The sequence below is a fragment of the Stenotrophomonas maltophilia genome (genome assembly GCF_047782825.1).
Lineage (GTDB): Bacteria > Pseudomonadota > Gammaproteobacteria > Xanthomonadales > Xanthomonadaceae > Stenotrophomonas.
The window spans coordinates 77,463-101,025 of sequence record NZ_CP180589.1 but is presented as its reverse complement, the minus strand read 5'-3'; the positions used below and the strand labels follow the sequence as shown (position 1 = coordinate 101,025).

Here is a 23,563-nt window from a genome sequence, read left to right as displayed (position 1 = left end):
GCTCTCAACCGTAACTGACTGCTTCCACGAACGCGCCGCTGGCTTCCACGCGCACGGCGGCGCGCTGCCCGGTATCGGTGAAATGCAGGCGGGCAAGGGTCTCGGCGAAGTCGTAGGCGCGGACACCGTCGCGGAACTCGATCGGTTCCGGCTTGTCCGGGTGCAGCACGCGCCACTGGCGCTGCTCGCATTGCAGTCGGATCAACATGCGTTGCTCACTCCTTGAACAGCGTATCGATGGCGGTGGGATGACCGGGAGGCTTTCCAGCCCCCCGGGTGCCGACAATACGAGGAATGAACTGTGATCGCTATCGGATTTTTCTGATCTTCTGCGATCGCTGCAGCGGACTCAGTTGACCTGGAACTGGGCCCGGCAACCATTGCTGACCCAGATACCGCGGCGGTCCCAGCCCCAGGTGTTGCCTTCCACGCAGGCGCTGCGCGAATCCTGGCGGATCAGGCGCACGCCACGACGGATATTGGCCTCGCAGTACTGCTGGCGACGGTCGTTCGAATGGCACGCGATCACCTGGCCACCGCCACCGCCCCACCCGTTGCCATTGCCATGGCCCCAGCCACCGCCGCGGCGCGATTCACCGACGAATTCGGCGCGGCACCCCTGGGTGACCCACACCCCGGAACGCGACTGGCCCCAGGTCTCACCTTCCACGCAGGGCGAACCGGACAACTGGCGGATCAGCCGCGCACGGCCGTCCAGTCGGCACTCGTTGCTGCGGTTCTTCACCGATTCGCAGCGCACGATGCCACTGCCACGGTCATCGTAGCGATCGTCGTATCCATAATTCTGCGCCTGTGCAGCACCTACGGCCGCCAGCATCGGCAGCACGGTGCACGCCACGGTACGCCAGCCGAATCCCTTGCCCATCCCACGTCTCCACATGAATACGATGGAGGCAAGCATCGGGGATTCCCCGCGCGCCGCACAGAGGGGCGGCGACGGCGGTTTTTTCTTCGTTCAAACAACCCAACCGGACCTGACTGTGTCCGGCCGCGCTTACTGGCCGAAGTGCAGCGCGTCCACGGTGTTGCCGAGTGCTTCCACCCGCACGGTGCTGTGCTTGCCAGTGCGGCGATGGTGGTCGCTGGCAAGAACGACCGCAGCATCGAAGGCGGCGGCGCCACTGTTGAAGCTCTCATTGGAATCGCGCTGCGAGTCGAGCACGGACCAGTGCTGGGAATGACATTTGACGGTGATGACCATGACGTACTCCTGCAGGGTTGATGGGTGCCGGGACACAGCGGTCCTTCGATGGAGTCAGCCTAGCCAGCCCCTCGGGGCAGGCCTATCGGACAAGTACGAAAATTCCCTGCCGGAGGCTGGGAAATTTCCCTCCATCACAACCCTGAGTCCGTTTAGTGAATTTTTTTCGTGACCCTTGTCACGAAGTCAGGCCGGCTTCACACTACCGTCATCAACAGGGGCTCCTTCCACATGCGCACCTCCCTTCCCGTCCAGCGTTCCACGCTGCTGAAGTTCTATTTCGTGGCCAGCTACATGGTCCTTCTGGAAGAACTGGTCCGCGCCAGTCTCAGCTGATCGCTTGTTGCCCGGGTCGAAGCGGCCGACACTAAGGCCCCCAGACCCGGAGCCACTCCGATGAAGATCGTGATCCCGATGGTGCTGCTGGTCGTGGCACTGGCCGGTTGTGCGCGCCCGGCGTCGACGCCGGCCCGCACCGACATGACGCCGGCTGCGCCGGTGGTGGGCGGCGATCGGGATGCCCACGGCTGCATCGGCTCGGCCGGTTACCAGTGGTGCCAGCGCAGCCAGCGCTGCGAACGCCCTTGGGAGCTGGCCCAGGCCCAGGGTCTGGCCAATACCGCCGAGGCGATCGACGCCTGGTGTGCCACCCCCGCCACTCCTGCCCGCAAGTAAGGCCCCCATGTCCGACCTGAGTCCCCTGCCCCGCCTCGCGCCGGGCCGTTACCGCCATTTCAAGGGCGGCCTGTACGAAGTGATCGATATCGTCCGCAGCAGCGAAACCCTGCAACCGCAGGTGCTTTACCGCGCCCTGTATGGCGAAGGTGGCCTGTGGGTCCGCCCGTACGCGATGTTCGTCGAGCAGGTCCCAGGCGAGAACGGCCCGCGGCCGCGCTTCGCCCGCATCGAAGACTGACCCCCGCCCGCCGCCAACCGTGCCTTCGCGGAAGGTGGCATGCGCTACAATCAAACCGTCCAGTCGGTTTCATTCCCCATGCAAACATCCCCCACCGCCGGCCGCCGCAAGGCGCCCGATCTCGTGCGCCAAGCCCTGCTGGACGCCACCGCCCGCGTGATCGGCCAGAACGGACTGGCCGCAATGACCGTGCAGGACGTCGCAGACGCCGCCGGGGTCAGCAAGGGCGCCCTGTTCCACCATTTCAGCAGCAAGCAGGCGCTGCTGGACGCAACACTCACCGCGATGCTCGATGATTTCGAGCAGGACCTGCGCGCGCACATGCAGCACGCGCCTGCCAGCCACGGCTGTTTCACCCGCGCCTATGTCGAGGTCACCTTCGATCATCTGCTGCAGCAGACGCGCGACAACGACATCGGCCTGACCATGGCCAACCTGCTGGAACCGGCGATGCTGGCGCGCTGGCGCGAGTGGATGCGCGCGATGCTGACGCAGTTCCCCGGCGAAGCGAACGACCCGCGCCTGTATACGGCGCGCTGCGCCGCCGACGGCTATTGGGCCACGGCCTATGGCCGACCGCTGGACGAGGAAGAACGGCGCAATGCACTGGCCATGGCCGCCGAAGCCATGAAGCTGTGCTTGCCCGCCTGACCTGGAGCCGCTGATGAACCCCTATGTATACCTGGCAGGCGCGATCATCCTGGAAGTGATCGCCACCTCCCTGCTGAAAGCCTCCGACGGCATGTCCCGGCTCGGCCCCACCCTGGGTGCGCTGGCCGGCTACGGTGTGTGCTTCTACCTGCTGGCGATGACCATGAAGTCGATCCCCACCGGCATCGCCTATGCGATCTGGTCCGGGGTTGGCATCGTGCTGATCTCGCTGATCGGCCTGCTGGTGTTCAAGCAGCGCCTGGATACCCCGGCCCTGATCGGCATCGGCCTGATCTGCGCGGGCGTACTGGTGATCAATCTGTTTTCCAGCAGCAGCGCGCACTGAGCGCGCTGCTGCCTGGCTGCCACAGGCGCGCTGTCACGCAACCTTCTTGGCCACGCTCATCCCGATCAGGAACAGGATCACCGCGATGATGATGCCGGCCCAGAACAGGAACTTGGCGATGCCGACCGCGGCACCGGCAATGCCGCCGAAGCCGAGCACGCCGGCGATCAGGCCGATGACTGCAAAAATGATGGCCCACTTGATCATGTCGATCCTTTCCCCGCAGGGACTGCAAACGGTGTGATCAGGTTAGGTCGGCACCGATGCCAGCACCGTGAGCGCGCCGCGCGTACGACGTGAAGCCGCGCCACTCAGCGCGGGCGGAAACGCAGCAGCGCCACCGCAAACGCCAGGAACACACTGCCGACCAGGCGTTCGAACCAGCGCCGTGCGAAGGGCCTTGCCAGCCAGCGGCGCAGGCCATGGCCACCGGCGGCATACATCACGTACCAGAACAGTTCGCAGCTGGCGAAGGTTGCCACCAGCACGGTGTACTGCAGGCCCTGCCCGCGTGCCGGGTCGACGAACTGCGGCAGGAACGCAGCGGAGAACAGCAGCAGCTTGGGATTGCTCAGGCCCACCAGCAGCCCGCCGCGGAATACCGCCCACGCGCCCTGCACCGGAATCAGCTCCGGCTCGTTGGCCGCCACCACCGGGGCAAGCCGGTAGCTGTCGCGCCATGCTTTGATGCCCAGCCACGCCAGATAGGCCACACCCAGGTAGCGCAGGATGTCGAACAGCATCGGCGAAGAACGCAGCAGGGCACTCAGGCCGGCGGCCGATGCGGCCAGCACCAGCAGCATCGCCAGCAGGCAACCGGCCATGGCCGGAACACTGCGACGGAAGCCCAGGCCGACGCTGCGACCCAGGATATGCAGCATGTTCGGCCCTGGCGTGCCACACAGCACGAAGACCGTGGCCAGGAACCACCACCAGGTTTGCAGGGCCATTGCTGTTCTCGACGCGGGGGAGCAGACCAGCTTACGGCCTGCACCACAGCGGCGGTACGTACAGCGCGTGGCGGGATTGACGGGTACAGATGCAGGGCTGCGCCGTGCCCTGGGCTGTGCTGCAATGGAGCCTCCAGCATGGAGACACGCATGAAGACCCTGGGCCTGATCGGTGGCATGAGCTGGGAAAGCTCGGCGCAGTACTACCGCCTCATCAATGAAGAGGTGCGGCAGCGGCTGGGCGGTGCGCATTCGGCGCAGCTGCTGCTGTGGTCGATGGACTTCGCCGGCATCAAGCAGCTCCAGCACGAAGGCGACTGGGATGCCCTGGGCGCGGAGATGATCGCCGCGGCGCAGCGCCTGCAGGCCGGCGGTGCCGAACTGCTGGTGGTCTGCACCAACACCATGCACAAGCTGGCCCCGCAGATGGAAGCGGCCTGCCCGCTACCGCTGCTGCACATTGCCGACCCCACCGCGACGGCCATCGTGCAGGCCGGGCTGGGCACGGTCGGCCTGCTCGGCACCGCCTTCACGATGGAGGAGGATTTCTACCGCGGCCGGCTGAGCGAGCGCTTCGGCCTGCAGGTGCTGGTGCCCGACGCCGACGACCGCCGTGATGTGCATGACATCATCTACCGCGAACTGATTGCCGGCGTGGTCAGCGAGGCTTCGCGCCAGGTGTATGTGGAGGTGATCCGGCGTCTGGTCGAGCGCGGCGCCCAAGCCATCATTCTCGGTTGCACCGAGATCATGCTGCTGGTGCGCGACGAAGACAGCCCGGTGCCGTTGTTCGACACCACCACCCTGCACGCACGTGCCGCAGTGGATGCCGCGCTGGAAGACCTTCTGTAGAGTCGAGCCATGCTCGACTGTTGTTGGCAGAAGCAGGCGAGCATGGCTCGACTCTACAAAGGGAACGGCCCCTGCACTTCCAACGCGGTCACCAGCCAATCCACCACCGGCGGCGAATCACACAGGAAGAACACCGCGTCTCCGCTGCGTGCTTCGGTCAGCATGCGGTACACACTGATGGCCACACCCGACTGGCTGGCGATGAACACCTCGCCGCTGCGCGGCCCATCGACCTGGCGCGACTCGCGCTGCAAGGCCTGCCGTGCGGCGGCCGTGTCAGCCGGTTCGGCTTCGCGACTCAGTTCCGGCCCACGCAGGCCCCAGGCCACGAAAATACGCTTGCCCTTGAACGTGGTGTCCAGGACCTGCACCTCGGCCGCGCCTTCGCCGGCCGAGCGATGAATGACGATACTGCTGATCAACGCAACCCCCTGTGGTCGTCGTGGTCCGCGCATCGTCCAGCACGCCCGCCGCAACGACCGGTGGCCGGAGCCAAAGCTCCGCCCGCTGGCGCGGCGGTGGGTGCGGAAAGAAAACCGATGCGATCGGATGTGCGCCGATGATAAGGGAAGTACCCGGCCGTATGGGCCGCCGGCCTGAACGGCCGGTGTAGGGCCAGCGCTCGATGCCACGCGACCATCCTGGCGGTCATCAGCGTGAGCGCCAGCGCAGCCCGTGCGTCCCGCAACGCCCTCAACGCGGAATCCATGCAACGCCTGTTGTGCGCAGCAACGCCAACAACAAAAAAGCCCACGCATCGCTGCGCGGGCTTTCTGTTTCATCACAGTGGTCGGGACGGCCGGATTCGAACCGACGACCCTCTGCCCCCCAGGCAGATGCGCTACCAGGCTGCGCTACGCCCCGACTGATTCTGCGACGTACCCGCCAGTGCGGCGGGCCGTGAAGTATAGCGGATTACGCGGGGTTTGGATCACCGGCGAAGCAATTGCAGCACTTCTTCCAGTTCCATGCGGACCTGCTTGATGATCTGGTTGCTCAGCGCGGATTCCTCGCGTGCATCCGGACCATCCAGGCGCAGGCGCGCGCCGCCGATGGTGTAACCCTGTTCGTACAGCAGGCTGCGGATCTGCCGCACCATCAGCACGTCGTGGCGCTGGTAGTAGCGGCGGTTGCCACGGCGCTTGGCCGGCTCAAGGCTGGGAAATTCGGTTTCCCAGTAGCGCAGCACGTGCGGCTTGACGTCGCACAGCTCGCTTACCTCACCGATGGTGAAGTAGCGCTTGGCCGGGATCGGCGGTAGTTCGCGGTTACTGCCCGGATCCAGCATAAGCTTCCACCCTCTCCTTGAGCTTCTGGCCCGGACGGAAGGTGACCACCGTACGGGCGGAAATCGGAATTTCCTCGCCGGTCTTGGGGTTGCGACCCGGGCGCTGGTTCTTGCGCCGCAGGTCGAAATTACCGAAACCGGACAGCTTCACCTGACGTCCCTGTTCCAACGCTTCACGCAGCACATCGAAGAACGCGTCGACGAATTCCTTGGCTTCCCGCTTGTTCAGACCGACTTCGTCGAACAGCTTTTCCGCCATCTCCGCCTTGGTCAATGCCATTGCCTGCTACCCCTGAGTGCTTCCCGCTCAGCCGCGGATCCGGGCGTGGTGCTCACGCTCGATCGCAGTGACCGCCTCGGCCACCACCGCTTCCACGTCGCGGTCCGTCAGAGTGCGCGACTTGTCCTGCAAAATCAAGCCCATAGCGAGACTCTTGAACCCCGGCTCGACCCCCTGGCCGACGTAGCGATCGAACAGGTTCAGTTCGCGCAACAGCGGGCCAGCGGCCTGGCGGATGGTCGCGGCCAGGTCGCTCCAGGCCACCTGCTCGGGCACCAGGAACGCCAGGTCGCGGCGCACGGCCGGGAAGCGCGACAGCTCGCCTGCGCGCGGCAATGCACGGGCGGACAGCGCCTCCAGATCCAGCTCGAAGGCATAGACGTCGGCGTCGATGTCCATGGCCTTGGCCAGGCGCGGGTGGATCTGGCCGATCCAGCCGATCACCCCGCCATCGCGGTACACCTCGGCCGAACGGGCCGGATGGCCGAAGGCGCGGGTGGAAGGGCGGAACTCGAGCACGGCGCCACTGGCGGCGGCCAGCGATTCCAGGTCGCCCTTCAGGTCGTGGAAATCGACTTTGCGGGTGGGCAGGCCCCACTGCACGGCCTGCGCATCACCACAGACGGCGGCGGCCACGCGCGGGGTTTCCAGCGGTGCCGGCTGGCTTTCGCCGGGCGACGTCTCGCCGGCCTGCTGGGCGAACACCCGGCCGACCTCGAACAGGCGCACACGGCCCAGCTGGCGGGCGGCATTGCGGCCCAGGGTGGCGACCAGGCCCGGCAGCAGCGCCGGGCGCATCACCGCCAGCTCGGCCGACAGCGGGTTGGCCAGCGGCACCAGGTTGTCGCGCAGCTGCCACTGGGTCAGCAGGGCATCGTCGACAAAGGCGAAATTCAGGGTTTCCTGCAGATCACGGGCAACCAGCTGGCGGCGCACGCTCAGAACGTCCAGCTGGGTTTCGGTCGGCATCGCCACGCGCGCCGCGCCACCCGGCAGGGTGGTCGGGATCTGCTCGTAACCGTGGATGCGCGCCAGTTCCTCGATCAGGTCTTCTTCGATGGCGATATCGAAGCGACGGCTCGGCGCGGTCACCTGCCAGCCTTCGCCGGCAGCGGCCACGCCCATGCCCAGCGCGCGCAGGATGCGCTCGACTTCGGCATCGTCGATGGTGATGCCCAGCACGCGGGTGATGCGGGCGCGGCGCAGGGTGATCGTCGCAGGCGCAGGCAGATCGGCCTGATTGACCGCCTCGGTGACCGGTGCCGGGGTACCGCCGGCAAGGTCCAGCACCAGGCGGGTGGCGTATTCAATGGCGGTGCGCGGCAGCGCCGGGTCGACGCCACGCTCGAAGCGATGGCCGGCATCGGTGTGCAGGCCCAGCTTGCGGCCGCGGCCCATGATGGCGGCCGGCGCGAAGTGCGCGGCTTCCAGGAACACGGCCGTGGTGTCGTCGGTGACGCGGGTGTCGAAGCCGCCCATCAGGCCAGCCAGGCCGACCGCACGGTCGGCGTCGGTCACCACCAGGAAGCTCTCGTCCAGCACGGCGTCGCGGCCATCCAGCAGCTTGATGGCTTCGCCGGCGCGCGAACGGCGCACGCCGATGCTGCCCTGCAGGGTGCCCAGGTCGTAGGCGTGCATCGGCTGACCCAGTTCCAGCATCACGTACTGGGTGATGTCGACCAGCAGCGACACCGGGCGCACGCCGCTGCGGCGCAGGCGCTCGGCCATCCACAGCGGGGTCTTGGCGGCGGCGTTGACGCCTTCGATGACGCGACCCAGGTAACGCGGCGCTTCAGCACCGGCGTCGAGCTGGATGGACAGCTCACGGCTGCCGACCGGCGCAATGGCGTCGGCGGCGAAATCCAGCACTTCGCTGCGGGTGGCGGCGGCCACGTCGTAGGCGATGCCACGCACGCTGAAGCAGTCGGCGCGGTTGGGGGTCAGCTTGATCTCGATACTGGCGTCCGGCAGGCCCAGGTACTCGACCAGGGTCTGGCCGACCGGCGCATCATCAGGCAGTTCCAGCAGGCCCGAGGCATCGGTGTCCAGGCCCAGTTCCTTGGCCGAGCACAGCATGCCGTTGGATTCGACGCCGCGCAGCTTGGCCGGCTTGATCGCCAGATCACCGATCTGCGCGCCGACCATGGCCAGCGGTGCGACCAGCCCCGGGCGCGCGTTCGGCGCACCACAGACGATCTGCAGCAGCTCGCCCTGCCCTGCGTCGACCCTGCACACCTGCAGGCGGTCGGCTTCGGGATGGCGCACGGCTTCGACGATGCGTGCCACAACCACGTGCTGCAGGCCGTTGCCGAGCGCGGTCACTTCTTCCACTTCCAGGCCGATGGCGGTGAGCACCGCGCTCAGTTCATCGCGCGAGGCGGAGGTCGGGACGTGGCTGCGCAGCCAGTTTTCGGAGAATTTCATGGTGTCACCCTGGTGGGCCCGGCGCATGCGCCTGGGCCTGCGAATTTAGGAGCAGCCGATTCAGGAACAGTCGAGCAAGCTCGACTCTACGGGTCGGCGCTTAGGCAAACTGTTTCAGGAACCGCACGTCGTTCTCGAAGAACGCGCGCAGGTCGTTGACGCCGTAGCGCAGCATGGCGAAGCGTTCCACGCCCAGGCCGAAGGCGAAGCCGGTGTAGCGCTCCGGATCGATGCCGACGTTGCGCAGCACGTTCGGGTGGACCATGCCGCAGCCCAGCACTTCCAGCCAGCGGGTGCTGCCGTCGGGCTGCTGCCAGGCGATGTCCACTTCCGCACCCGGTTCAACGAACGGGAAGTAGCTGGGGCGGAAGCGCATTTCGAAATCGCGCTCGAAGAAGGCGCGCACGAATTCGGCCAGCGTGCCCTTCAGGTCGGCGAAGGTGGAATGCTCGTCCACCAGCAGGCCTTCCACCTGGTGGAACATCGGCGAATGGGTCTGGTCGCTGTCGCTGCGGTACACCTTGCCGGCGGCGATCATGCGCAGCGGCGGCTGGTGTTCGCCCATGTAGCGCACCTGCACACCGGAGGTATGCGTGCGCAGCAGGCGGCCATCGCCGAAATAGAAGGTGTCGTGCATGGCGCGCGCCGGGTGGTGCGGCGGGAAGTTCAACGCCTCGAAGTTGTGCCAGTCGTCTTCGATCTCCGGCCCTTCGGACAGCTCGTAACCCAACCGGCCGAAGATGCCGGTGATGCGTTCGAGGGTGCGGGTGATCGGGTGCAGGCCGGCGCGGTCGCCATTGCGGCCCGGCAGGGTGATGTCGATCGCTTCGGCGGCCAGACGCGCATCCAGTGCGGCGTTTTCCAGCAGCGCCTTGCGCTCGCCCAGCGCGCTGGACAGCGCGTCACGGGCCTGGTTGATGGCTTCACCGGCGGCCTTGCGCTCGTCGGCCGGCAGGGTGCCGAGCTGCTTGAGCTGGGCGGTGATGCTGCCGCTCTTGCCGAGCAGGGCCACGCGCAGCTGTTCCAGCACGTCGGGGCTCTGTGCGGCGGCCACATCGGCCAGCGCCTGGGTGGTGAGGGATTGGATGTCGCTCATGGGGGGCCGGAACTCCAGTCGGTCTGCCATCGCGATGCGCGAAGGGCCGACCCCTGTCGCCACCGCCGGTCCCCGCAGCGCGCGCCTGCGGCGTTGCCGGGACCCAAAAAAGAATGGGGAAGGACTTGCGCCCTTCCCCATGCATTGCCTCTACCTGACACCGTTCCCGTTGAACGGCAACGGCATCGGGAAGGACTTATGCCGCCAGTGCGCCCTTGGCCTTTTCGGCCAGCGCAGCAAAACCAGCTGCGTCATGCACGGCGATATCAGCCAGGACCTTGCGGTCCAGGGTGATGCCGGCCTTCAGCAGGCCGTTCATGAAGCGGCTGTAGCTCAGGCCGTTGATGCGGGCAGCCGCATTGATACGGGTGATCCACAGCGAACGGAAGTTGCGCTTCTTCTGCTTACGGCCGATGTAGGCGTACTGCTGTGCCTTGATGACGGCCTGCTTGGCAACGCGGAAGACCTTGCGACGGGCGTTGTAATAGCCCTTGGCGAGATCCAGAATCTTCTTGTGGCGGCGACGCGCCTGTACGCCACGCTTAACTCGTGCCATTTTTCAGTTCCTCAGAGGTAAGGGAGCATGCGGTCCAGACGGCCTGCGTCTTCTGCACGGACATGGCCCGTCTGACGCAGATTACGCTTACGCTTGGTCGCTTTCTTCGTGAGGATGTGGCTACGGTTGGCGTGGCCGCACTTGTACTTGCCCGAGGCGGTCTTGCGGAAACGCTTGGCCGCTGCCCGGTTGGTCTTGATCTTGGGCATTGCAATGTCCTTGATGGGATATGACCCTGGTTTCTGACTGATCTGGCGGCGGCCTGGGCCGCTCTTTCCGTCCTGCCATGATCGGCGTACGACCCGTCCTGGGTGGGTCGAGCCGGGCATGATACAGGCAAAACTGCCCTGCCACCAGCCCCTGCAACCCTTTTTACCGCTCTGCTGCAAAAGCAAAGGGACGCCCATGGCGCCCCTTTACCCTGAACCATTCAGCCAGGCGCCCCGGAAGGCGGCCCGTCAGGCCTCAGGTCTTCTTCTTCGGCGCGATCATCATGACCATCTGACGCCCTTCCAGGCGCGGACGGGATTCGATGACGATGTCCTCGCCCAGATCGGTCTCGATCCGGTTGGCCATCTCGCGACCCAGTTCCTGGTGGCTCATTTCACGGCCACGGAAGCGGATGTTGACCTTGATCTTGTCGCCTTCCTCAAGGAAACCACGCATCTTGCGCAGCTTGATCTGGTAGTCGCCCTCGTCCGTGACCGGACGGAACTTCACTTCCTTGATCTCGACCTGCTTGGTCTTCTTCTTGGCCTCGCTGGCCTTCTTCTGCGCTTCGAACTTGAACTTGCCGAAGTCCATGATCTTGCAGACCGGCGGATCGGCCTGCGGCTGGATTTCGACCAGGTCCAGGCCTTCATCTTCGGCCATGGACAGCGCTTCGTCGCGCGACAACACGCCGATCATTTCACCGTCACTGCCGATCACGCGGACGCGCGGCACACGGATTTCCTGATTCTTGCGGTTCTGTTTGTTGTCAGGGGTGCTGATATTACGTTCTCCCAAGGGTATCGAACCGGTCCGGGTGCCTGTGCGCCCGGACCGGACCTTTGCTTACGCGCCCTCGGCGTGGAGCCGCTCGATGAAGGCCTGCAGGCTCATGCTGCCCAGGTCTTCGCCAGAACGCGTACGCACCGCCACAGCTCCATTTTCCTTCTCGCGGTCACCGATGACCAGCAGGTAAGGCACGCGCTGCAACGTATGCTCGCGGATTTTATAGCCGATCTTCTCGTTACGCAAATCCGAGCTGACGCGGAAGCCTTGCTCCGCAAGGGTTTTGGTCACGCCCGAGACGTATTCAGCTTGAGCATCGGTGATATTGGCCACCACCACCTGCGTCGGCGCCAGCCAGGCCGGGAACTGGCCGGCGTGGTGCTCGATCAGGATGCCCAGGAAACGCTCCATCGAGCCGACGATGGCCCGGTGCAGCATGACCGGGTGCTTCTTCTGGCTGTTTTCGTCCACGTACTCGGCGCCCAGGCGGCCCGGCATCATGAAGTCGACCTGCATGGTGCCCAGCTGCCAGGTACGGCCGATGGCGTCCTTCAGGTGGTACTCGATCTTCGGGCCGTAGAAGGCGCCCTCGCCCGGCAGCTCCTGCCATTCCACGCCACAGGCGGTCAGCGCCGAGCGCAGCGCGCCTTCGGCCTTGTCCCAGGTGGCGTCGTCACCCAGGCGCGATTCCGGGCGCAGGGCGATCTTGATCTGGATCTCGTCGAAACCGAAGTGCTGGTAGACCGCCAGCGCCTGCTGGTGGAATGCGGTCACTTCCGATTCGATCTGGTTTTCGGTGCAGAACACGTGGCCATCGTCCTGGGTGAAACCACGCACGCGCAGGATGCCGTGCAGCGCGCCGGACGGCTCGTTGCGGTGGCAGGAACCGAACTCACCGTAGCGGATGGGCAGGTCGCGGTAGCTGTGCAGGCCCTGGTTGAACACCTGGACGTGGCCCGGGCAGTTCATCGGCTTGACCGCGTAGGTGCGCTTCTCCGACTCGGTGAAGAACATGTTGTCCTGGTAGTTGTCCCAGTGGCCGGACTTCTTCCACAGGCTCACGTCCAGGATCTGCGGGCAGCGCACTTCGCCATAGCCGCTGCTGCGGTAGACCTTGCGCATGTACTGCTCGACCACCTGCCACAGCGCCCAGCCCTTGGGGTGCCAGAACACCAGGCCCGGGGCTTCTTCCTGCAGGTGGAACAGGTCCTGCTGCTTGCCGATGCGGCGGTGGTCGCGCATTTCGGCTTCTTCGATGCGCTTGATGTACGCCTCGAGCTGCTTCTTGTCGGCCCAGGCGGTGCCGTAGATGCGCTGCAGCTGTTCGTTCTGCGCATCACCACGCCAGTAGGCGCCGGAAATGCGGGTCAGCTTGAAAGCCTTCAGGAAGCGAGTATTCGGCACGTGCGGGCCGCGGCACATGTCCACGTATTCCTGGTGGTAGTACATGCCCATGGCCTGGATGTCGTCGGACATGTCCTCGATCAGGCGCAGCTTGTAGTCCTCGCCACGGGCCTTGAAGATCTCGACCACTTCAGCGCGCGGGGTCACCTTCTTGATGACGTCGTAGTCCTGGGCGATCAGCTCACCCATGCGCTTTTCGATGGCGGCCATGTCTTCCGGCGTGAACGGGCGCTCGGAATAGATGTCGTAGTAGAAGCCTTCGGCGATGACCGGGCCGATGACCATCTTCACGTCCGGGTACAGCTGCTTGACGGCGTGGCCGACCAGATGGGCGCAGGAGTGGCGGATGATTTCCACGCCCTCCTCGTCCTTGGCAGTGATGATGCGCAGGCTGGCATCGTGGTCGATGACGTCGCTGGCATCGACCAGCACGCCGTCCACGGCACCGGCGATGGTGGCCTTGGCCAGGCCGGCGCCGATCGACTGGGCGACGTCCATGACGCTGACGGGGTTTTCGAATTCGCGGCGGCTGCCGTCGGGAAGGGTGATATTGATCATCGCAATGGCTTCGTGCGGGGCCCGCTCGGGCGGGCTGGATGCGTTTCCGGGGCAACGCCCGGGCAATAAAAAAGCGCCGCGAGGGCGCCTGCAACACAGGGCCTTCGGGGGCAGGTCAACGATGGGCGGTGGTAGTGCTCATGTCGCACGCTCGGCCGGCGCTGGGCGCGGGCCACCTTGTTCCAGTCAGGGGTCTGCGATGATCTTAAACCAGCGCGCGGGAAAGCCCAAGCCAGCCCGCCGGCCGCGGCGTCGACACGGCTGAATGGCGGCCGCTGGAAGGGCCAGATGTCAATGATTACCATACGCAGGCGTTTCTCACTCGCGTGTGGCGCGCCCCCTTCCCGGCCTGGATCCGCCCATGTCCCCGCAGTCGCTGCCGGCCCGTGCCGGCCTGTTCCGTGTTCCGCTGTCCGCCCTGGCGCTTGCCGTGCTGGGCGCCCTGCCCGCGCTGGCCCTGGCCGACGAGGCACGCACGCTCGATACCGTGCAGGTGACCGCGCCGATCGCCACCGAGAGCGGCAGCGCGACCAAGACCGACACCCCGCTGCGCGAGATTCCGCAGTCGATCTCGGTCATCACCGACCGGCAGATGCGCGACCGCGGCATCCATGGCGTGGAGGAAGCGGTGTGGTACACCGCCGGTGCCCAGGGCGGCCAGTACGGCGAGGACAGCCGCAGTGACTGGCTGCTGGTGCGCGGCTTCAGGCCGGCCCGCTACCTGGATGGCCTGGCCACGGTGGAAGGCACCTGGACCGGCGAATCGCGCATGGAGCCCTACGGCCTGGAGCGCATCGACGTGCTGAAGGGCCCGGCCTCGGTCAACTACGGCGCGATGCCGCCCGGCGGCCTGGTCAACTTCGTCAGCAAGCGCCCGCACGCCAACCCGCTGCAGGAAGTGGAACTGCAGGTGGGCAACTACGGCCTGAAACAGGCCGCCTTCGACATCGGCGGCGCGCTCAACGACAGCGGCAGCGTGCTGTACCGCCTGGTCGGCCTAGCCCGCAACAGCGACAACGTGATCGACCAGGTCCATGACGACCGTTACTACATCGCCCCGTCGCTGACCTGGACGCCGGACGATGCGAATTCGCTGACCGTGCTGGCGCGCTACCAGAAGAACGATACGGTCGAGACCGGCGGCTTCCTGCCCTACCAGGGCACCGTGGTGCCCGGCGCCAATGGCCGCTACATCTCCCGCCACTTCTTCAGCGGCGAGCCGGGCGTGAACGACTACACCAAGGAAGCCGCTTCGCTGGGCTACGAGTTCCGCCACGATTTCGGCGATGGCACCGTGTTCAACCAGAACGTGCGCTACAGCTGGGCCGAAGTGGATGCCAGCCACGGCAGCCTGGGCCTGTTCGGCCTGGCCGCGCCGGACAGCACCGAGCTGGTGCGCTACTACTACCCGCGCATGGACACGTCCGAAAGCGTGGCGATCGACAACAACCTGACCTTCCGCTTCCGCAGCGGCCGCGCCGAGCACACGGTGCTGGCCGGGCTGGACTACCGCCGCGCACGCGACGACTACGCGTCCGCGTTCCTGTTCGGCGCACCCGGTATCGATGCCTACAACCCGGTGTACGGCGCGCCGGTGCAGGTGCCCGGCTACACCTCGCGGCAGGTGCAGACGCAGAGCACGCTGGGCCTGTACCTGCAGGACCAGATCCGCATCGACCGTTGGCTGGTCACCCTGGCCGGGCGCCAGGACTGGGTCGGCACCGATACCGAGCAGCGCATCGGCGGCAGCGGCACCGCGCACCAGAGCGATGACCAGTTCTCCGGCCGGGTGGGCGTGAACTACCTGTTCGACAACGGCGTGAGCCCATATGTGAGCTGGTCGCAGTCGTTCCAGACCACCATCGGCACCGATTTCGAAGGCCGCGCGTTCGTGCCCACCACGGGCGAGCAGTTCGAGGCCGGCGTGAAGTACCAGCCCGAAGGCGGCCGCCTGCTGCTGACCGCCGCCGCCTACCAGATCGAGCAGGACAACACGCTTACCGTTGACCCGCAGCACACCCTGTTCTCGATCCAGCAGGGCCAGACCCGCGTGCGCGGCGCCGAGCTGGAAGGCCGCTGGAACATCGGCCAGGGCCTGAGCGTGTACGGCAGCTACACCCGCCTGGATGCCAAGGTGCGGCGCAGCACCGATGCCGCCTCGCTGGGCAAGCGCGTGGCGCTGGTGCCGAAGGAAAGCGCCTCGCTGGGCGCCGACTACACCTTCACCGCCGGCGCGTTGAGTGGCCTCGGTTTCGGCGCCGGCGTGCGTTACAACGGCGGCATCTATGGTGACATCTACAACGACTGGTACACGCCGTCGTTCACCCTGTTCGATGCCAGCGTGCATTACGACCGCGGGCCGTGGCGCCTGCAGGTCAACGCCGCCAATGCCACCGACAAGAAGTACGTGTCGGCCTGCAACAGCGCGACGTGGTGCTATTACGGCTACCCGCGCACCGTCACCGCCAGCCTGCGCTACCAGTGGTAAGCCGACGATGATCACCGTGGGCCTGTCCACCCTGGGCTTCTGCAGCCTGGGCATGCTGTCGGCGATGTTCTCGGCGCTGGCCTTCTATGCGGCCTCGCCGCATTGCCGCTGGCCACGCCTGCGCCGTGCCGGCCGCCTGGGCCGGCAGATCGGTCTGGTCGCCGCCGTGGCCTCGCTGTGGCTGTGGATGGCCGAACTGGGCGTGGCCGCCGGGCTGGTGGCAATGCTGTGCACCTGGATGCTGGCGGCGATGCTGCTGCCGGCACTGGCCGCCTGGCACCGCCCGGCAGCGGACAACGCACGGGAGCTGCGCTGATGTGGATGCGCGCCCTGTCCGGCATCTTTGCTGGCTTCTTCCTGGCCGCAGCCGTTACCGGCCTGGTGACGTGGCTGCCGCCGGGCCCGTGGCAGAGCGCGCTGGTGCCGGCGCTGATCGCCTTTGTTCCGCTGTGGATGCTGGCCGCGCTGTGGGCCTTCAGCTTCCGCAGCGTAGCGCGTGCCTGGCTGGTGCCTGCGGCCTGCGCCGCCGGCGGCTTCGCCGCGCTGTGGTTGCTGCGTCTGACCGGTGCAGTGCAATGAGAATGAGCGCATGAAATTCAGTTCGCAGACCCTGCGTACCTTCACCACTCTGCATACCTGGGTCGGCCTGGTGGCCGGCTTTGGCCTGTTCGTGGCCTTCTATGCGGGCGCCCTGACCCTGTTCCACCACGACCTGCCGGTGTGGCAGACCCCGGGCGCTGCGACCGCACTGCCTGCCGGGCTGGATGATGCGCAGTACCTGCTGGAAGACGTGCTGGCCGCGCACCCCGAAGCGCGCCGCCACGTCGGCATGACCTTCCCCGGTGCAGAGCACCCGCAACCGCTGGCCTACTGGCAGGCCGCCGATGGCGGCTGGCGCTATGCCTGGCCGGGGCAGACCGCGGGCAGCCCGACGCCACCGCAGTCGGGCCTGGCCGAACTGGTCAACGAACTGCATTACAGCCTGGGCCTGCCGGTGGCCGGCATCTATGTGATGGGCATCGTCAGCCTGTTGTATGGCATGGCGCTGCTCAGCGGCCTGGTCATCCACCTGCCCAAGCTGCTGGGCGACCTGTTCGCGCTGCGCCCGGGCCGCAACCTCAAGCAGATGTGGCAGGACGCGCACAACGTGATCGGCGTGCTCAGCCTGCCATTCCACCTGATGTTCGCGGTGACCGGTGCCCTGCTCTGCCTGGTGTTCCTGCAGATCGCGGTACTCAACCCGCTCATCTTCGATGGCAAGGCGATGCAGGCGGTACCTGCGGCGATGGATACGGCCCCCGTGCGCGAGGCCAGCGGCGTGCCCGCCGCACCGGGCAGCCTGCGCATCCTGCATGCACGGGCGCTGGAAGTGGCGCGCGCACAGGGCGTGGCCGATTTCGAACCGGCCTACCTGAAGCTGGCCAACGGCGGCGATGCCAACGCCACCATCGAGATCACCGGCGAATCCAGCGGCACCCTCGGCCCGCTGGGCTCGGTGGCCCTGGACGTGGCCAGTGGCCGCGTACTGGCCAGCCAGCTGCCCGGCCACCGCGATGCCAACCACGCCACGCTCAGTGCAGCCTATGCCCTGCACTTCGGCGAGTTCGGCAACGGCGTGGTGGTGTGGCTGTACTTCCTGCTGGGGCTGGGCGGCGCCTTCCTGTTCTATTCGGGCAACCTGCTGTGGATCGAGTCGCGGCGCAAGCGCCGGCAGCCGCAGCAGCCGCGTTCCGGGGTGAACATGGCGCGGGCCACGGTGGGCGTGTGCATCGGCTTGTGCGTGGCGATCTCGGTGGCCTTCGTCACCGCGCTGGTACTGGAGCGCGTCGCCCCGGCGGCGGTGGACCATGGCATCCGCTGGGCCTGTTTCGGTACCTGGGCGGCGTGTGCGCTGTGGGCCGCCGTGCGCCGGCCCGCGCAGGCTGCGCGTGAGCTGCTGTGGGCCGCGGCCATCAGCACCGCACTGGTGCCGATCATGCACGGCGCGCTCAGCGGCGACTGGCTGTGGCTGGCGGCATCGCGTGGGCACTGGCCGCTGTTCTGGATCGACGTGGTGGCGCTGGCGATGGCCTTCGGCTTCGGCCGGCTGGCGGTGGCCAGCCAGCGCCGCGCCCGCGATGGGGATCCCAACAGCGTGTGGGCCAACTGAGGAAGCCGCCGGGCATGGCCCGGCGCTACCGATTCGCACCGACCCGGTAGAGTCGAGCCATGCTCGACTGCTGTTGATTTCGCGCCAAAGGCAGTCGAGCAAGCTCGACTCTACAAAAGCGCGCTCAATCGCCGACGCGGGCCTTGTGCCACGGCGCGAGCATGGCGTTGAGCAGGCTGGCCTGTTCGTCATCGCCGGTCAGTTCCCACATGAACACGCCGGCCAGGCCCTGCTCGCGGGCGAACTGCGCGCGCAGGCCGATCGAACGCGGGTCTTCATAGCTGATGAAGATCTTCTGCTCGGCGTTGTACAGCCACGGGCTCTGCGCCTGCGGCTGCCAGTGCTTCGTCCAGCCCGGCTGGTCCAGGTAGCGCGCCTTGATGACCCGCCAGTCGCCGGCATCGGCCGGTGCGCTGTAGGCCTGGAACAGGCCATCGGGCGCGTCGCCGGTCACCTTGAAGCCGCGGCCGTAGAACGGCACGCCCAGCACCAGCTTGTCGGCCGGCACCCCGTGGTCGCGGTAGTACTGCACGGCGCCGGCCACGTTGTTCCAGCGGCGCAGTTCCGGCGCCAGCGGATCGGCCGACACTTCATGCAGCGGCGCGTTGAAGGTGGACACCGCCGAGAAGCCGGTGCCCATGTCGTAGCTCATCAGGTTGATGAAGTCGAACACCTTGGCCAGCGCCGGCAGGTCATAACTGGCGGCCGGGTCGTAGGGGCCATCGGTCTGCAGGCGCCCGGCCGCGAGCGCGGCGGTCAGCAGCATCGGTTGGCCGCGCTTGCGGCCACGCGCATCCAGCGCCACGCGGAAGGCCTGCGCGAGCCGGGTCAGATTCGCACGGTCCTGGGGGCGATGGGCCAGCTCCTTCGGCCCGCCACTGACCGGGAATTCCCAGTCGATGTCCACGCCGTCGAAGCTGCCTGCGTACTGGTCGAAGAACAGCGCCATGCAGGAATCCACCAGGCGCTTGCGGCTGGCCTCGGTCAGCGCGGCATCGGAAAAGCCCCCCGCTCCCCAGCCACCGATGGAAATCAGCGTGCGCAGGTGCGGGTGCGCCTTCTTCAGCTCGGCCAGCGCGGCGAAGTTCTTCGGCGCTTCGGCACCGACCGTGCAGCGCCCCTGTTCGATGGTGGAAAACGCGTAGAACAGATGGGTGAGCCGATCGGCCGGAATGCTCGACACCGGGTAGCGCTCGGCAGAGCCGCCGGGGTAGTAAGCGCCGTAGATCGGTGGTTGCGCAGCCTGGCTGGTGGCGGGAACGGCGGCGGCAAGCAGCAGGGCAAGCCCGGCCAGGGTCTGGCGCAACATGGAAACTCCCGGTTCGAAGACCCGGCCACGTTAGCAAACCAATGTGCCTGTCGTACCGATGTCGCGGCATGTCGTCCTCTGGACAGCCGGTCGCCCTTGAAAGCTGCCAGGTGCCGGTCGCGGACACGTCGAAAGTGCGTCGCTGCAGGACAACACGCGACCGACCTGGGCTATGGTGGCGCTGGATTTTCATAGGCGCAGGAACATGACCGCAGACCCCGACATGGACGACGAACTGCTAGACGACGAAACCCTGCAGAAGCTGCAGTCACTGGAAGCGCAGGCCTATGCGGCATTCGACGAAGGCGACCTGGTCGATGCGGCAGCGCTGTTCGGCCAGCTGGTCGAACTGACCCCCTGCATTCCCCACCTGCACTACATGCGGGGGCTGGCGCTCAAGTACCTGCGGGACTGGCCGGCGTCGCTGCAGGCCAACCTGCAGTCCGAGCAGCTGCGTGATGCGTTCGACCAGGCCACTGCATGGAACGCCGGTATTGCCGCCACCGGCGCCGGTGACTGGGTGGAGGCACGCCGGCAGTGGAACCGATGCGGGATTGCCGTCCCCGAAGGTGAGGGACCGATCGACGGCAACTTCGGCGTCGCCTGCGTGCGCCTGAATCCGTGGTCAAGCGGCGAAACCGTGTACATGCGCCGGCTGGACCCGGTGCGTGCGCGGGTGGAAAACGTACCACTGCCCGAGAGCGGATTCCGCTTCGGCGACATCGTGCTGCACGACGGCGCGGCCACCGGGCAACGCATCTACGCTGAGCACATGGTGCCGGTGTTCAATGCCATGCAACGCCTGCAGCAATCGGACATGGCCACCTATGCGGTGTTCGTGCAATGCGATGCCGCCGAGGACATCGCCGCGCTGCGTGAGTTGAGCCTGCCGGGAATCGGCCTGGTCGAGGACTGGACCCACTCGGTGAGCCACCTGTGCCTGCGCTGCAGCTATGGCACGCCGCACCAGCATGGGCAGGGCGACGCGGAGGAGGACGACGGCTGGGCGCGCGAGCGCAACCTGGGCATCGCCGCCCAGGGCCGGGCTGCCGTGGAGAAGCTGATGGCTGTGTGGACGGAGGGTGGAGCCGGACGCACGTTGGATGCCATCGAACAGCGGGATCATGCGCTGCAGGATCCGGAACCAGGCCAGGTGTGGTGGCTGGGAGAGGAGGAAGAAGAAGAGGAAGCCCCGTAGCGTCGAGCTTGCTCGACTTCGGTGATAGCGTGTCAACCAAGGTTGACACCTACCGGGCGCGGGCCTTGTGGCACAGGGCCTTCAGAATTCTTCAGGCCGGTTTCCAGCACTTCAGACGCAGCGCAGGCTCAATCGGGCTCCCTTTCGATGGAGCCTGACAATGCGTTCGATCCTGCCTGGCCTGACCCTGCTCTGCACCCTGTGCACCCTTCCCTTCGCCGCGCACGCCGCACCACCCGACCCCGAGCGGCTGCAGGCATTGCAACAGGCCATCGCCAGCGATGAGCTCAAGCAGATCCGCAGCGTGCTGCTGCAGGTCGATGGGAAGATCGTCTACGAGGGTTACTTCAACGGCGCCGATGCGCAGACCCTGCATGACGTGCGCTCGGCCAGCAAGAGCGTGACCGCGCTGCTGGTCGGTGCCGCCATTGGCGAGGGCACCCTGCCCGGCGTGCAGGCCCGGGTGTACGACTCCTTCCCTGCGTTCACCGCGCGCCACGCGGTCGACCCGCGCCTGCGCGCCACCACCGTGCAGGACCTGCTGACCATGAGCAGCCTCTGGGAATGCGATGACGAGAACCCGTTCTCGTCCGGGCATGAGGAGCGCATGTATGTGTCCGAAAAATGGCTGGACTTCACCCTGGCCCTGCCGGTGAAGGGCTTTGCGCCATGGATGCAGCGGCCGGAGGACAGCCCGCATGGCCGCGCGTTCGCCTACTGCACTGCCGATTCCTTCGTGCTCGGTGCCGTGCTTGAACAGGCCAGCGGCCAGCCACTGGCCGACTACGCCGCACGCCTGCTGGAGCGACCGCTGGGCATCACCCACAGCCAGTGGAACCGTTCACCGGAAGGCATCGGCATGGGCGGCGGCGGCACCCGCTACCGCACGCAGGACCTCGCCCGCTTCGGCCAGCTGGTACTCGATGGCGGCCGCTGGCAGGGCCGGCAGCTCGTACCCAAGGACTACATCGGGGCGATGCTGCGGCCCCAGGCTACCACCTCCGACGGCAGCGACTACGGCTACCAGTGGTGGGGCCTGAAACTGGAGGTGCAGGGTTCACCGCGCACGGTATGGGCGATGTCCGGCAATGGCGGCAACTACGTGTTCGTCCTGCCGGAGCAGCGCGTGGTGGCGGTGGTCACCAGCCAGGCCTTCAACCGCAGCTTCGCCCATCCCCAGTCGCGGCGCATCCTCACCGAGTTCCTGCTGCCGGCGCTGCGCTGAGGGCCAGCAGATCGTCTGGCCGCCACGCCGCGGCCAGCACCTGCGCACGCTGGCGGGCGATGTCCGTGTCGAGGCGATCCAGCAGCGCAGGCCAGTCCGCCGCGCTGCGCAGGGGCGCGAACAGGGGCGTGACGCGCAGCCACGCCACGTCGCGGAACCCCTCATCGACCGCCTGCTGCAGCGCCGCCACGGCGTCCGCATGGCGCCCGTCGGCCTGCAGCAGCAGCGCCCGTTCCAGCGCCGCGTCGGACCAACCGTCATCGCCGCTGGCGCGGAGTTGCTGCAGGCGCTCGCTTAGCCACATGGGCCGTGAGGGCGGCACGCCATGCAGGTCGGCCAGGGTCTGGCCGAGCGACTGCTGGGGTCGAAGCTGGCGAGCACGCTCGAACGCTGCCGCGGCGGCTGTGCGGTCGCCGGCCAGCAGCGCCAGCTCGCCCTGCAGGCGCAGCAGTTGCGGGTGCGGCGTCCGCCGTGTCAGCGCCTCGTCCAGCGCCTGCCTGGCCTGTTCGGGCGCGCCGGCCAGATACAGGCTGCGCGGCCATGCGATGTTGGAAAACACGTTGTCGGGGTAAAGCTGGAAATTGCGCGCGTGGCGCTGCGCGGCGGCCTGGGTGAAGCCGAGCAGCTCCAGTTCGCGCGCGACCTGCACATCACGGAAGCGGACGCGCCCCGGCGACTTCAGTGACAGGTTCCCGCGCAGCGCAGTGACCAGCTCGCCACGCTCCTGCTGCAGGTAGGCCAGCGAGGCGCGGCTGCGTTCGTCGGCGGGGTCCAGTTCAATGGCGCGCGTGTAGCCGGCGATGGCCTGCCGCATGTCGCCCAGGCAATCCTGCGCATACCCCCAAAGGGCATGCGCGGCGGCATCATCCGGTGCGCGCTGGCGTTCGCGGTCGGCCAACAGCAGCGCCTCCTTCATCTGCGCCGGCGTGCCGTTGAACAGGCAACCCTGTGCGGCAAGGGCCCGTGACAGGCCACGGCGGCCCGCCACGGATTCCGGATCGGCCTGCAACGCCTGCCGGTACAGGCTGATCGCACGTTCGTTGTTGCTGGCTTGGCCGATGCCGGCGTAGTAGTCGGCGCGTTGCAGCAGCGGCTCTGCCGTGCCTTGCGGTGCCTGCCGTGGCCACAGCAGGAACACGATGGCGGCCACGCCCAGTGCCGCGCCCGCTGTGGCGGTCCAACCGGCCTTTCGGTGCCAGCGAGCGCGCGCGGGAGGCGCTGCGACGGCGACCGGTTGCGCGCACAGCTGGTAACCGCGGCCACGCACGGAACGGATGTAGCGCGGGTGCCGGCTGTCATCGCCCAGGGCCTGCCGCAGGAGCTTGATGCGTTGGCTGACGGCATCTTCGCCAACCACCGCCGGTGCCCAGACCTCGGCGGCCAGGGTGTCGAAATCCACGACATCGGTGCCGTGGGCCAACAGTACGTCCAGCAGGATCCAGGTCATGCCGCTTACCGGCAGCAGCTCACCGGCGCGGCAGACGCGGCGTGCCGGGCGATCAATGTCCAGGTCCAGCAGGCGAAGGGTGTCCACCGGCGAAGCATAGCGGTACCGCTGCGCGGGATGGCAGGCAAAGAAAAAGCGGGCCGAAGCCCGCCTTTTCATTTCAGCGATTCCAGGAGCGTGTCAACCAAGGTTGACACCTACCGGGGAC

The 23,563-nt window shown here is 66.9% G+C and carries 27 protein-coding genes and 1 tRNA gene; 11 read left to right on the top strand and 17 right to left on the bottom strand.

Translation table 11 applies throughout. The features are described from left to right. Positions 1-4 precede the first annotated feature (4 nt). The 3 genes from ACM2ZB_RS00465 to ACM2ZB_RS00455 all read right to left on the bottom strand — a co-directional run bounded on the left by ACM2ZB_RS00465 (position 5) and on the right by ACM2ZB_RS00455 (position 1,222). Positions 5-208, bottom strand: coding sequence for a hypothetical protein (locus ACM2ZB_RS00465; protein ID WP_313441007.1), 204 nt, complete (start codon positions 206-208; stop codon positions 5-7). 141 nt (positions 209-349) lie between these two features. Continuing rightward, positions 350-886 carry a DUF3011 domain-containing protein gene (locus ACM2ZB_RS00460; protein ID WP_416057005.1) on the bottom strand — a complete coding sequence of 179 codons (537 nt, stop codon included), beginning with the start codon at positions 884-886 and terminating at the stop codon, positions 350-352. A 129-nt stretch (positions 887-1,015) separates the two neighbouring features. Then, on the bottom strand, positions 1,016-1,222 hold the full coding sequence (locus ACM2ZB_RS00455) for a hypothetical protein (RefSeq protein ID WP_313441011.1): 207 nt from the start codon (positions 1,220-1,222) through the stop codon (positions 1,016-1,018). A gap of 480 nt (positions 1,223-1,702) precedes the next feature. Between ACM2ZB_RS00455 and ACM2ZB_RS00450 the strand changes: the two genes are divergently transcribed. From ACM2ZB_RS00450 to ACM2ZB_RS00435, 4 genes are all read left to right on the top strand, one after another. Then, the gene (locus ACM2ZB_RS00450; RefSeq protein WP_416058595.1) at positions 1,703-1,897 is read left to right on the top strand and encodes a peptidase; all 195 of its coding nucleotides are present in this window, start codon (positions 1,703-1,705) and stop codon (positions 1,895-1,897) included. 7 nt (positions 1,898-1,904) lie between these two features. Continuing rightward, on the top strand, positions 1,905-2,138 hold the full coding sequence (locus ACM2ZB_RS00445; protein ID WP_416057004.1) for a DUF1653 domain-containing protein: 234 nt from the start codon (positions 1,905-1,907) through the stop codon (positions 2,136-2,138). A gap of 78 nt (positions 2,139-2,216) precedes the next feature. After that, positions 2,217-2,789: a TetR/AcrR family transcriptional regulator gene (locus ACM2ZB_RS00440; RefSeq protein ID WP_416057003.1), complete on the top strand. Its 573-nt coding sequence runs from the start codon at positions 2,217-2,219 to the stop codon at positions 2,787-2,789. Between the two features lie 13 nt (positions 2,790-2,802). Further along, positions 2,803-3,135 carry an SMR family transporter gene (locus tag ACM2ZB_RS00435; protein ID WP_416057002.1) on the top strand — a complete coding sequence of 111 codons (333 nt, stop codon included), beginning with the start codon at positions 2,803-2,805 and terminating at the stop codon, positions 3,133-3,135. Between the two features lie 33 nt (positions 3,136-3,168). On the opposite strand, the gene ACM2ZB_RS00430 is transcribed toward ACM2ZB_RS00435, so the two are convergent. Continuing rightward, on the bottom strand, positions 3,169-3,342 hold the full coding sequence (locus ACM2ZB_RS00430; RefSeq protein ID WP_116863212.1) for a DUF1328 domain-containing protein: 174 nt from the start codon (positions 3,340-3,342) through the stop codon (positions 3,169-3,171). A 104-nt stretch (positions 3,343-3,446) separates the two neighbouring features. After that, positions 3,447-4,085 (bottom strand): LysE family translocator, encoded by a 639-nt coding sequence (locus ACM2ZB_RS00425; protein ID WP_416057001.1) that lies wholly within the window; start codon positions 4,083-4,085, stop codon positions 3,447-3,449. Positions 4,086-4,235: 150 nt separating this feature from the next. Here ACM2ZB_RS00425 and ACM2ZB_RS00420 point away from each other — a divergent pair, with 150 nt between their 5' ends. Beyond that, positions 4,236-4,937, top strand: a complete 702-nt coding sequence (locus ACM2ZB_RS00420) for an aspartate/glutamate racemase family protein (protein ID WP_416057000.1) — start codon at positions 4,236-4,238, stop codon at positions 4,935-4,937. A 53-nt stretch (positions 4,938-4,990) separates the two neighbouring features. Here ACM2ZB_RS00420 and ACM2ZB_RS00415 read toward each other — a convergent pair whose 3' ends face one another. The 10 genes from ACM2ZB_RS00415 to thrS form a co-directional block, all read right to left on the bottom strand. After that, positions 4,991-5,392 (bottom strand): hypothetical protein, encoded by a 402-nt coding sequence (locus ACM2ZB_RS00415; protein WP_416056999.1) that lies wholly within the window; start codon positions 5,390-5,392, stop codon positions 4,991-4,993. A gap of 332 nt (positions 5,393-5,724) precedes the next feature. Then, positions 5,725-5,801 (bottom strand) — tRNA-Pro (locus ACM2ZB_RS00410). Between the two features lie 67 nt (positions 5,802-5,868). After that, positions 5,869-6,225 carry a MerR family transcriptional regulator gene (locus tag ACM2ZB_RS00405; RefSeq protein ID WP_005410431.1) on the bottom strand — a complete coding sequence of 119 codons (357 nt, stop codon included), beginning with the start codon at positions 6,223-6,225 and terminating at the stop codon, positions 5,869-5,871. Beyond that, positions 6,206-6,505, bottom strand: coding sequence for an integration host factor subunit alpha (locus tag ACM2ZB_RS00400; protein WP_005410432.1), 300 nt, complete (start codon positions 6,503-6,505; stop codon positions 6,206-6,208). The genes ACM2ZB_RS00405 and ACM2ZB_RS00400 overlap by 20 nt, the downstream gene beginning before the upstream one ends. A 27-nt stretch (positions 6,506-6,532) precedes the next feature. Continuing rightward, positions 6,533-8,929 (bottom strand): phenylalanine--tRNA ligase subunit beta, encoded by a 2,397-nt coding sequence (gene pheT, locus ACM2ZB_RS00395; protein ID WP_416056998.1) that lies wholly within the window; start codon positions 8,927-8,929, stop codon positions 6,533-6,535. A gap of 100 nt (positions 8,930-9,029) precedes the next feature. Then, on the bottom strand, positions 9,030-10,025 hold the full coding sequence (gene pheS, locus ACM2ZB_RS00390; protein ID WP_416056997.1) for a phenylalanine--tRNA ligase subunit alpha: 996 nt from the start codon (positions 10,023-10,025) through the stop codon (positions 9,030-9,032). A gap of 196 nt (positions 10,026-10,221) precedes the next feature. Continuing rightward, positions 10,222-10,581, bottom strand: a complete 360-nt coding sequence (gene rplT / locus ACM2ZB_RS00385) for a 50S ribosomal protein L20 (protein ID WP_005410435.1) — start codon at positions 10,579-10,581, stop codon at positions 10,222-10,224. 11 nt (positions 10,582-10,592) lie between these two features. Then, positions 10,593-10,790 carry a 50S ribosomal protein L35 gene (gene rpmI / locus ACM2ZB_RS00380; protein WP_005410436.1) on the bottom strand — a complete coding sequence of 66 codons (198 nt, stop codon included), beginning with the start codon at positions 10,788-10,790 and terminating at the stop codon, positions 10,593-10,595. Positions 10,791-11,046: 256 nt separating this feature from the next. Then, positions 11,047-11,589 carry a translation initiation factor IF-3 gene (gene infC, locus ACM2ZB_RS00375; RefSeq protein WP_079222586.1) on the bottom strand — a complete coding sequence of 181 codons (543 nt, stop codon included), beginning with the start codon at positions 11,587-11,589 and terminating at the stop codon, positions 11,047-11,049. Between the two features lie 48 nt (positions 11,590-11,637). Continuing rightward, positions 11,638-13,539: a threonine--tRNA ligase gene (gene thrS, locus ACM2ZB_RS00370; protein ID WP_313441033.1), complete on the bottom strand. Its 1,902-nt coding sequence runs from the start codon at positions 13,537-13,539 to the stop codon at positions 11,638-11,640. A gap of 361 nt (positions 13,540-13,900) precedes the next feature. Between thrS and ACM2ZB_RS00365 the strand changes: the two genes are divergently transcribed. The 4 genes from ACM2ZB_RS00365 to ACM2ZB_RS00350 are packed head-to-tail and all read left to right on the top strand — an operon-like array spanning position 13,901 to position 18,176. Further along, the gene (locus ACM2ZB_RS00365) at positions 13,901-16,027 is read left to right on the top strand and encodes a TonB-dependent siderophore receptor (protein ID WP_416056996.1); all 2,127 of its coding nucleotides are present in this window, start codon (positions 13,901-13,903) and stop codon (positions 16,025-16,027) included. A 7-nt stretch (positions 16,028-16,034) separates the two neighbouring features. After that, a complete protein-coding gene (locus ACM2ZB_RS00360; protein WP_313441037.1) occupies positions 16,035-16,343 on the top strand; it encodes a hypothetical protein in 309 nt (102 codons plus the stop codon). Further along, the gene (locus ACM2ZB_RS00355; RefSeq protein WP_416056995.1) at positions 16,343-16,606 is read left to right on the top strand and encodes a hypothetical protein; all 264 of its coding nucleotides are present in this window, start codon (positions 16,343-16,345) and stop codon (positions 16,604-16,606) included. The genes ACM2ZB_RS00360 and ACM2ZB_RS00355 overlap by 1 nt, the downstream gene beginning before the upstream one ends. A 10-nt stretch (positions 16,607-16,616) precedes the next feature. After that, positions 16,617-18,176, top strand: coding sequence for a PepSY-associated TM helix domain-containing protein (locus tag ACM2ZB_RS00350; RefSeq protein WP_416056994.1), 1,560 nt, complete (start codon positions 16,617-16,619; stop codon positions 18,174-18,176). Between the two features lie 124 nt (positions 18,177-18,300). Here ACM2ZB_RS00350 and ACM2ZB_RS00345 read toward each other — a convergent pair whose 3' ends face one another. After that, positions 18,301-19,485 carry a glycoside hydrolase family 18 protein gene (locus ACM2ZB_RS00345; protein ID WP_416056993.1) on the bottom strand — a complete coding sequence of 395 codons (1,185 nt, stop codon included), beginning with the start codon at positions 19,483-19,485 and terminating at the stop codon, positions 18,301-18,303. A gap of 205 nt (positions 19,486-19,690) precedes the next feature. Between ACM2ZB_RS00345 and ACM2ZB_RS00340 the strand changes: the two genes are divergently transcribed. Together ACM2ZB_RS00340 and ACM2ZB_RS00335 are read left to right on the top strand one after the other, a co-directional pair. Continuing rightward, positions 19,691-20,683 carry a tetratricopeptide repeat protein gene (locus tag ACM2ZB_RS00340; protein ID WP_416056992.1) on the top strand — a complete coding sequence of 331 codons (993 nt, stop codon included), beginning with the start codon at positions 19,691-19,693 and terminating at the stop codon, positions 20,681-20,683. A gap of 160 nt (positions 20,684-20,843) precedes the next feature. Next, positions 20,844-21,908 carry a serine hydrolase domain-containing protein gene (locus ACM2ZB_RS00335; protein ID WP_416056991.1) on the top strand — a complete coding sequence of 355 codons (1,065 nt, stop codon included), beginning with the start codon at positions 20,844-20,846 and terminating at the stop codon, positions 21,906-21,908. Here ACM2ZB_RS00335 and ACM2ZB_RS00330 read toward each other — a convergent pair. Beyond that, positions 21,877-23,514 (bottom strand): winged helix-turn-helix domain-containing protein, encoded by a 1,638-nt coding sequence (locus tag ACM2ZB_RS00330; RefSeq protein ID WP_416056990.1) that lies wholly within the window; start codon positions 23,512-23,514, stop codon positions 21,877-21,879. The genes ACM2ZB_RS00335 and ACM2ZB_RS00330 overlap by 32 nt on opposite strands. Between the last annotated feature and the right edge of the window lie 49 nt (positions 23,515-23,563).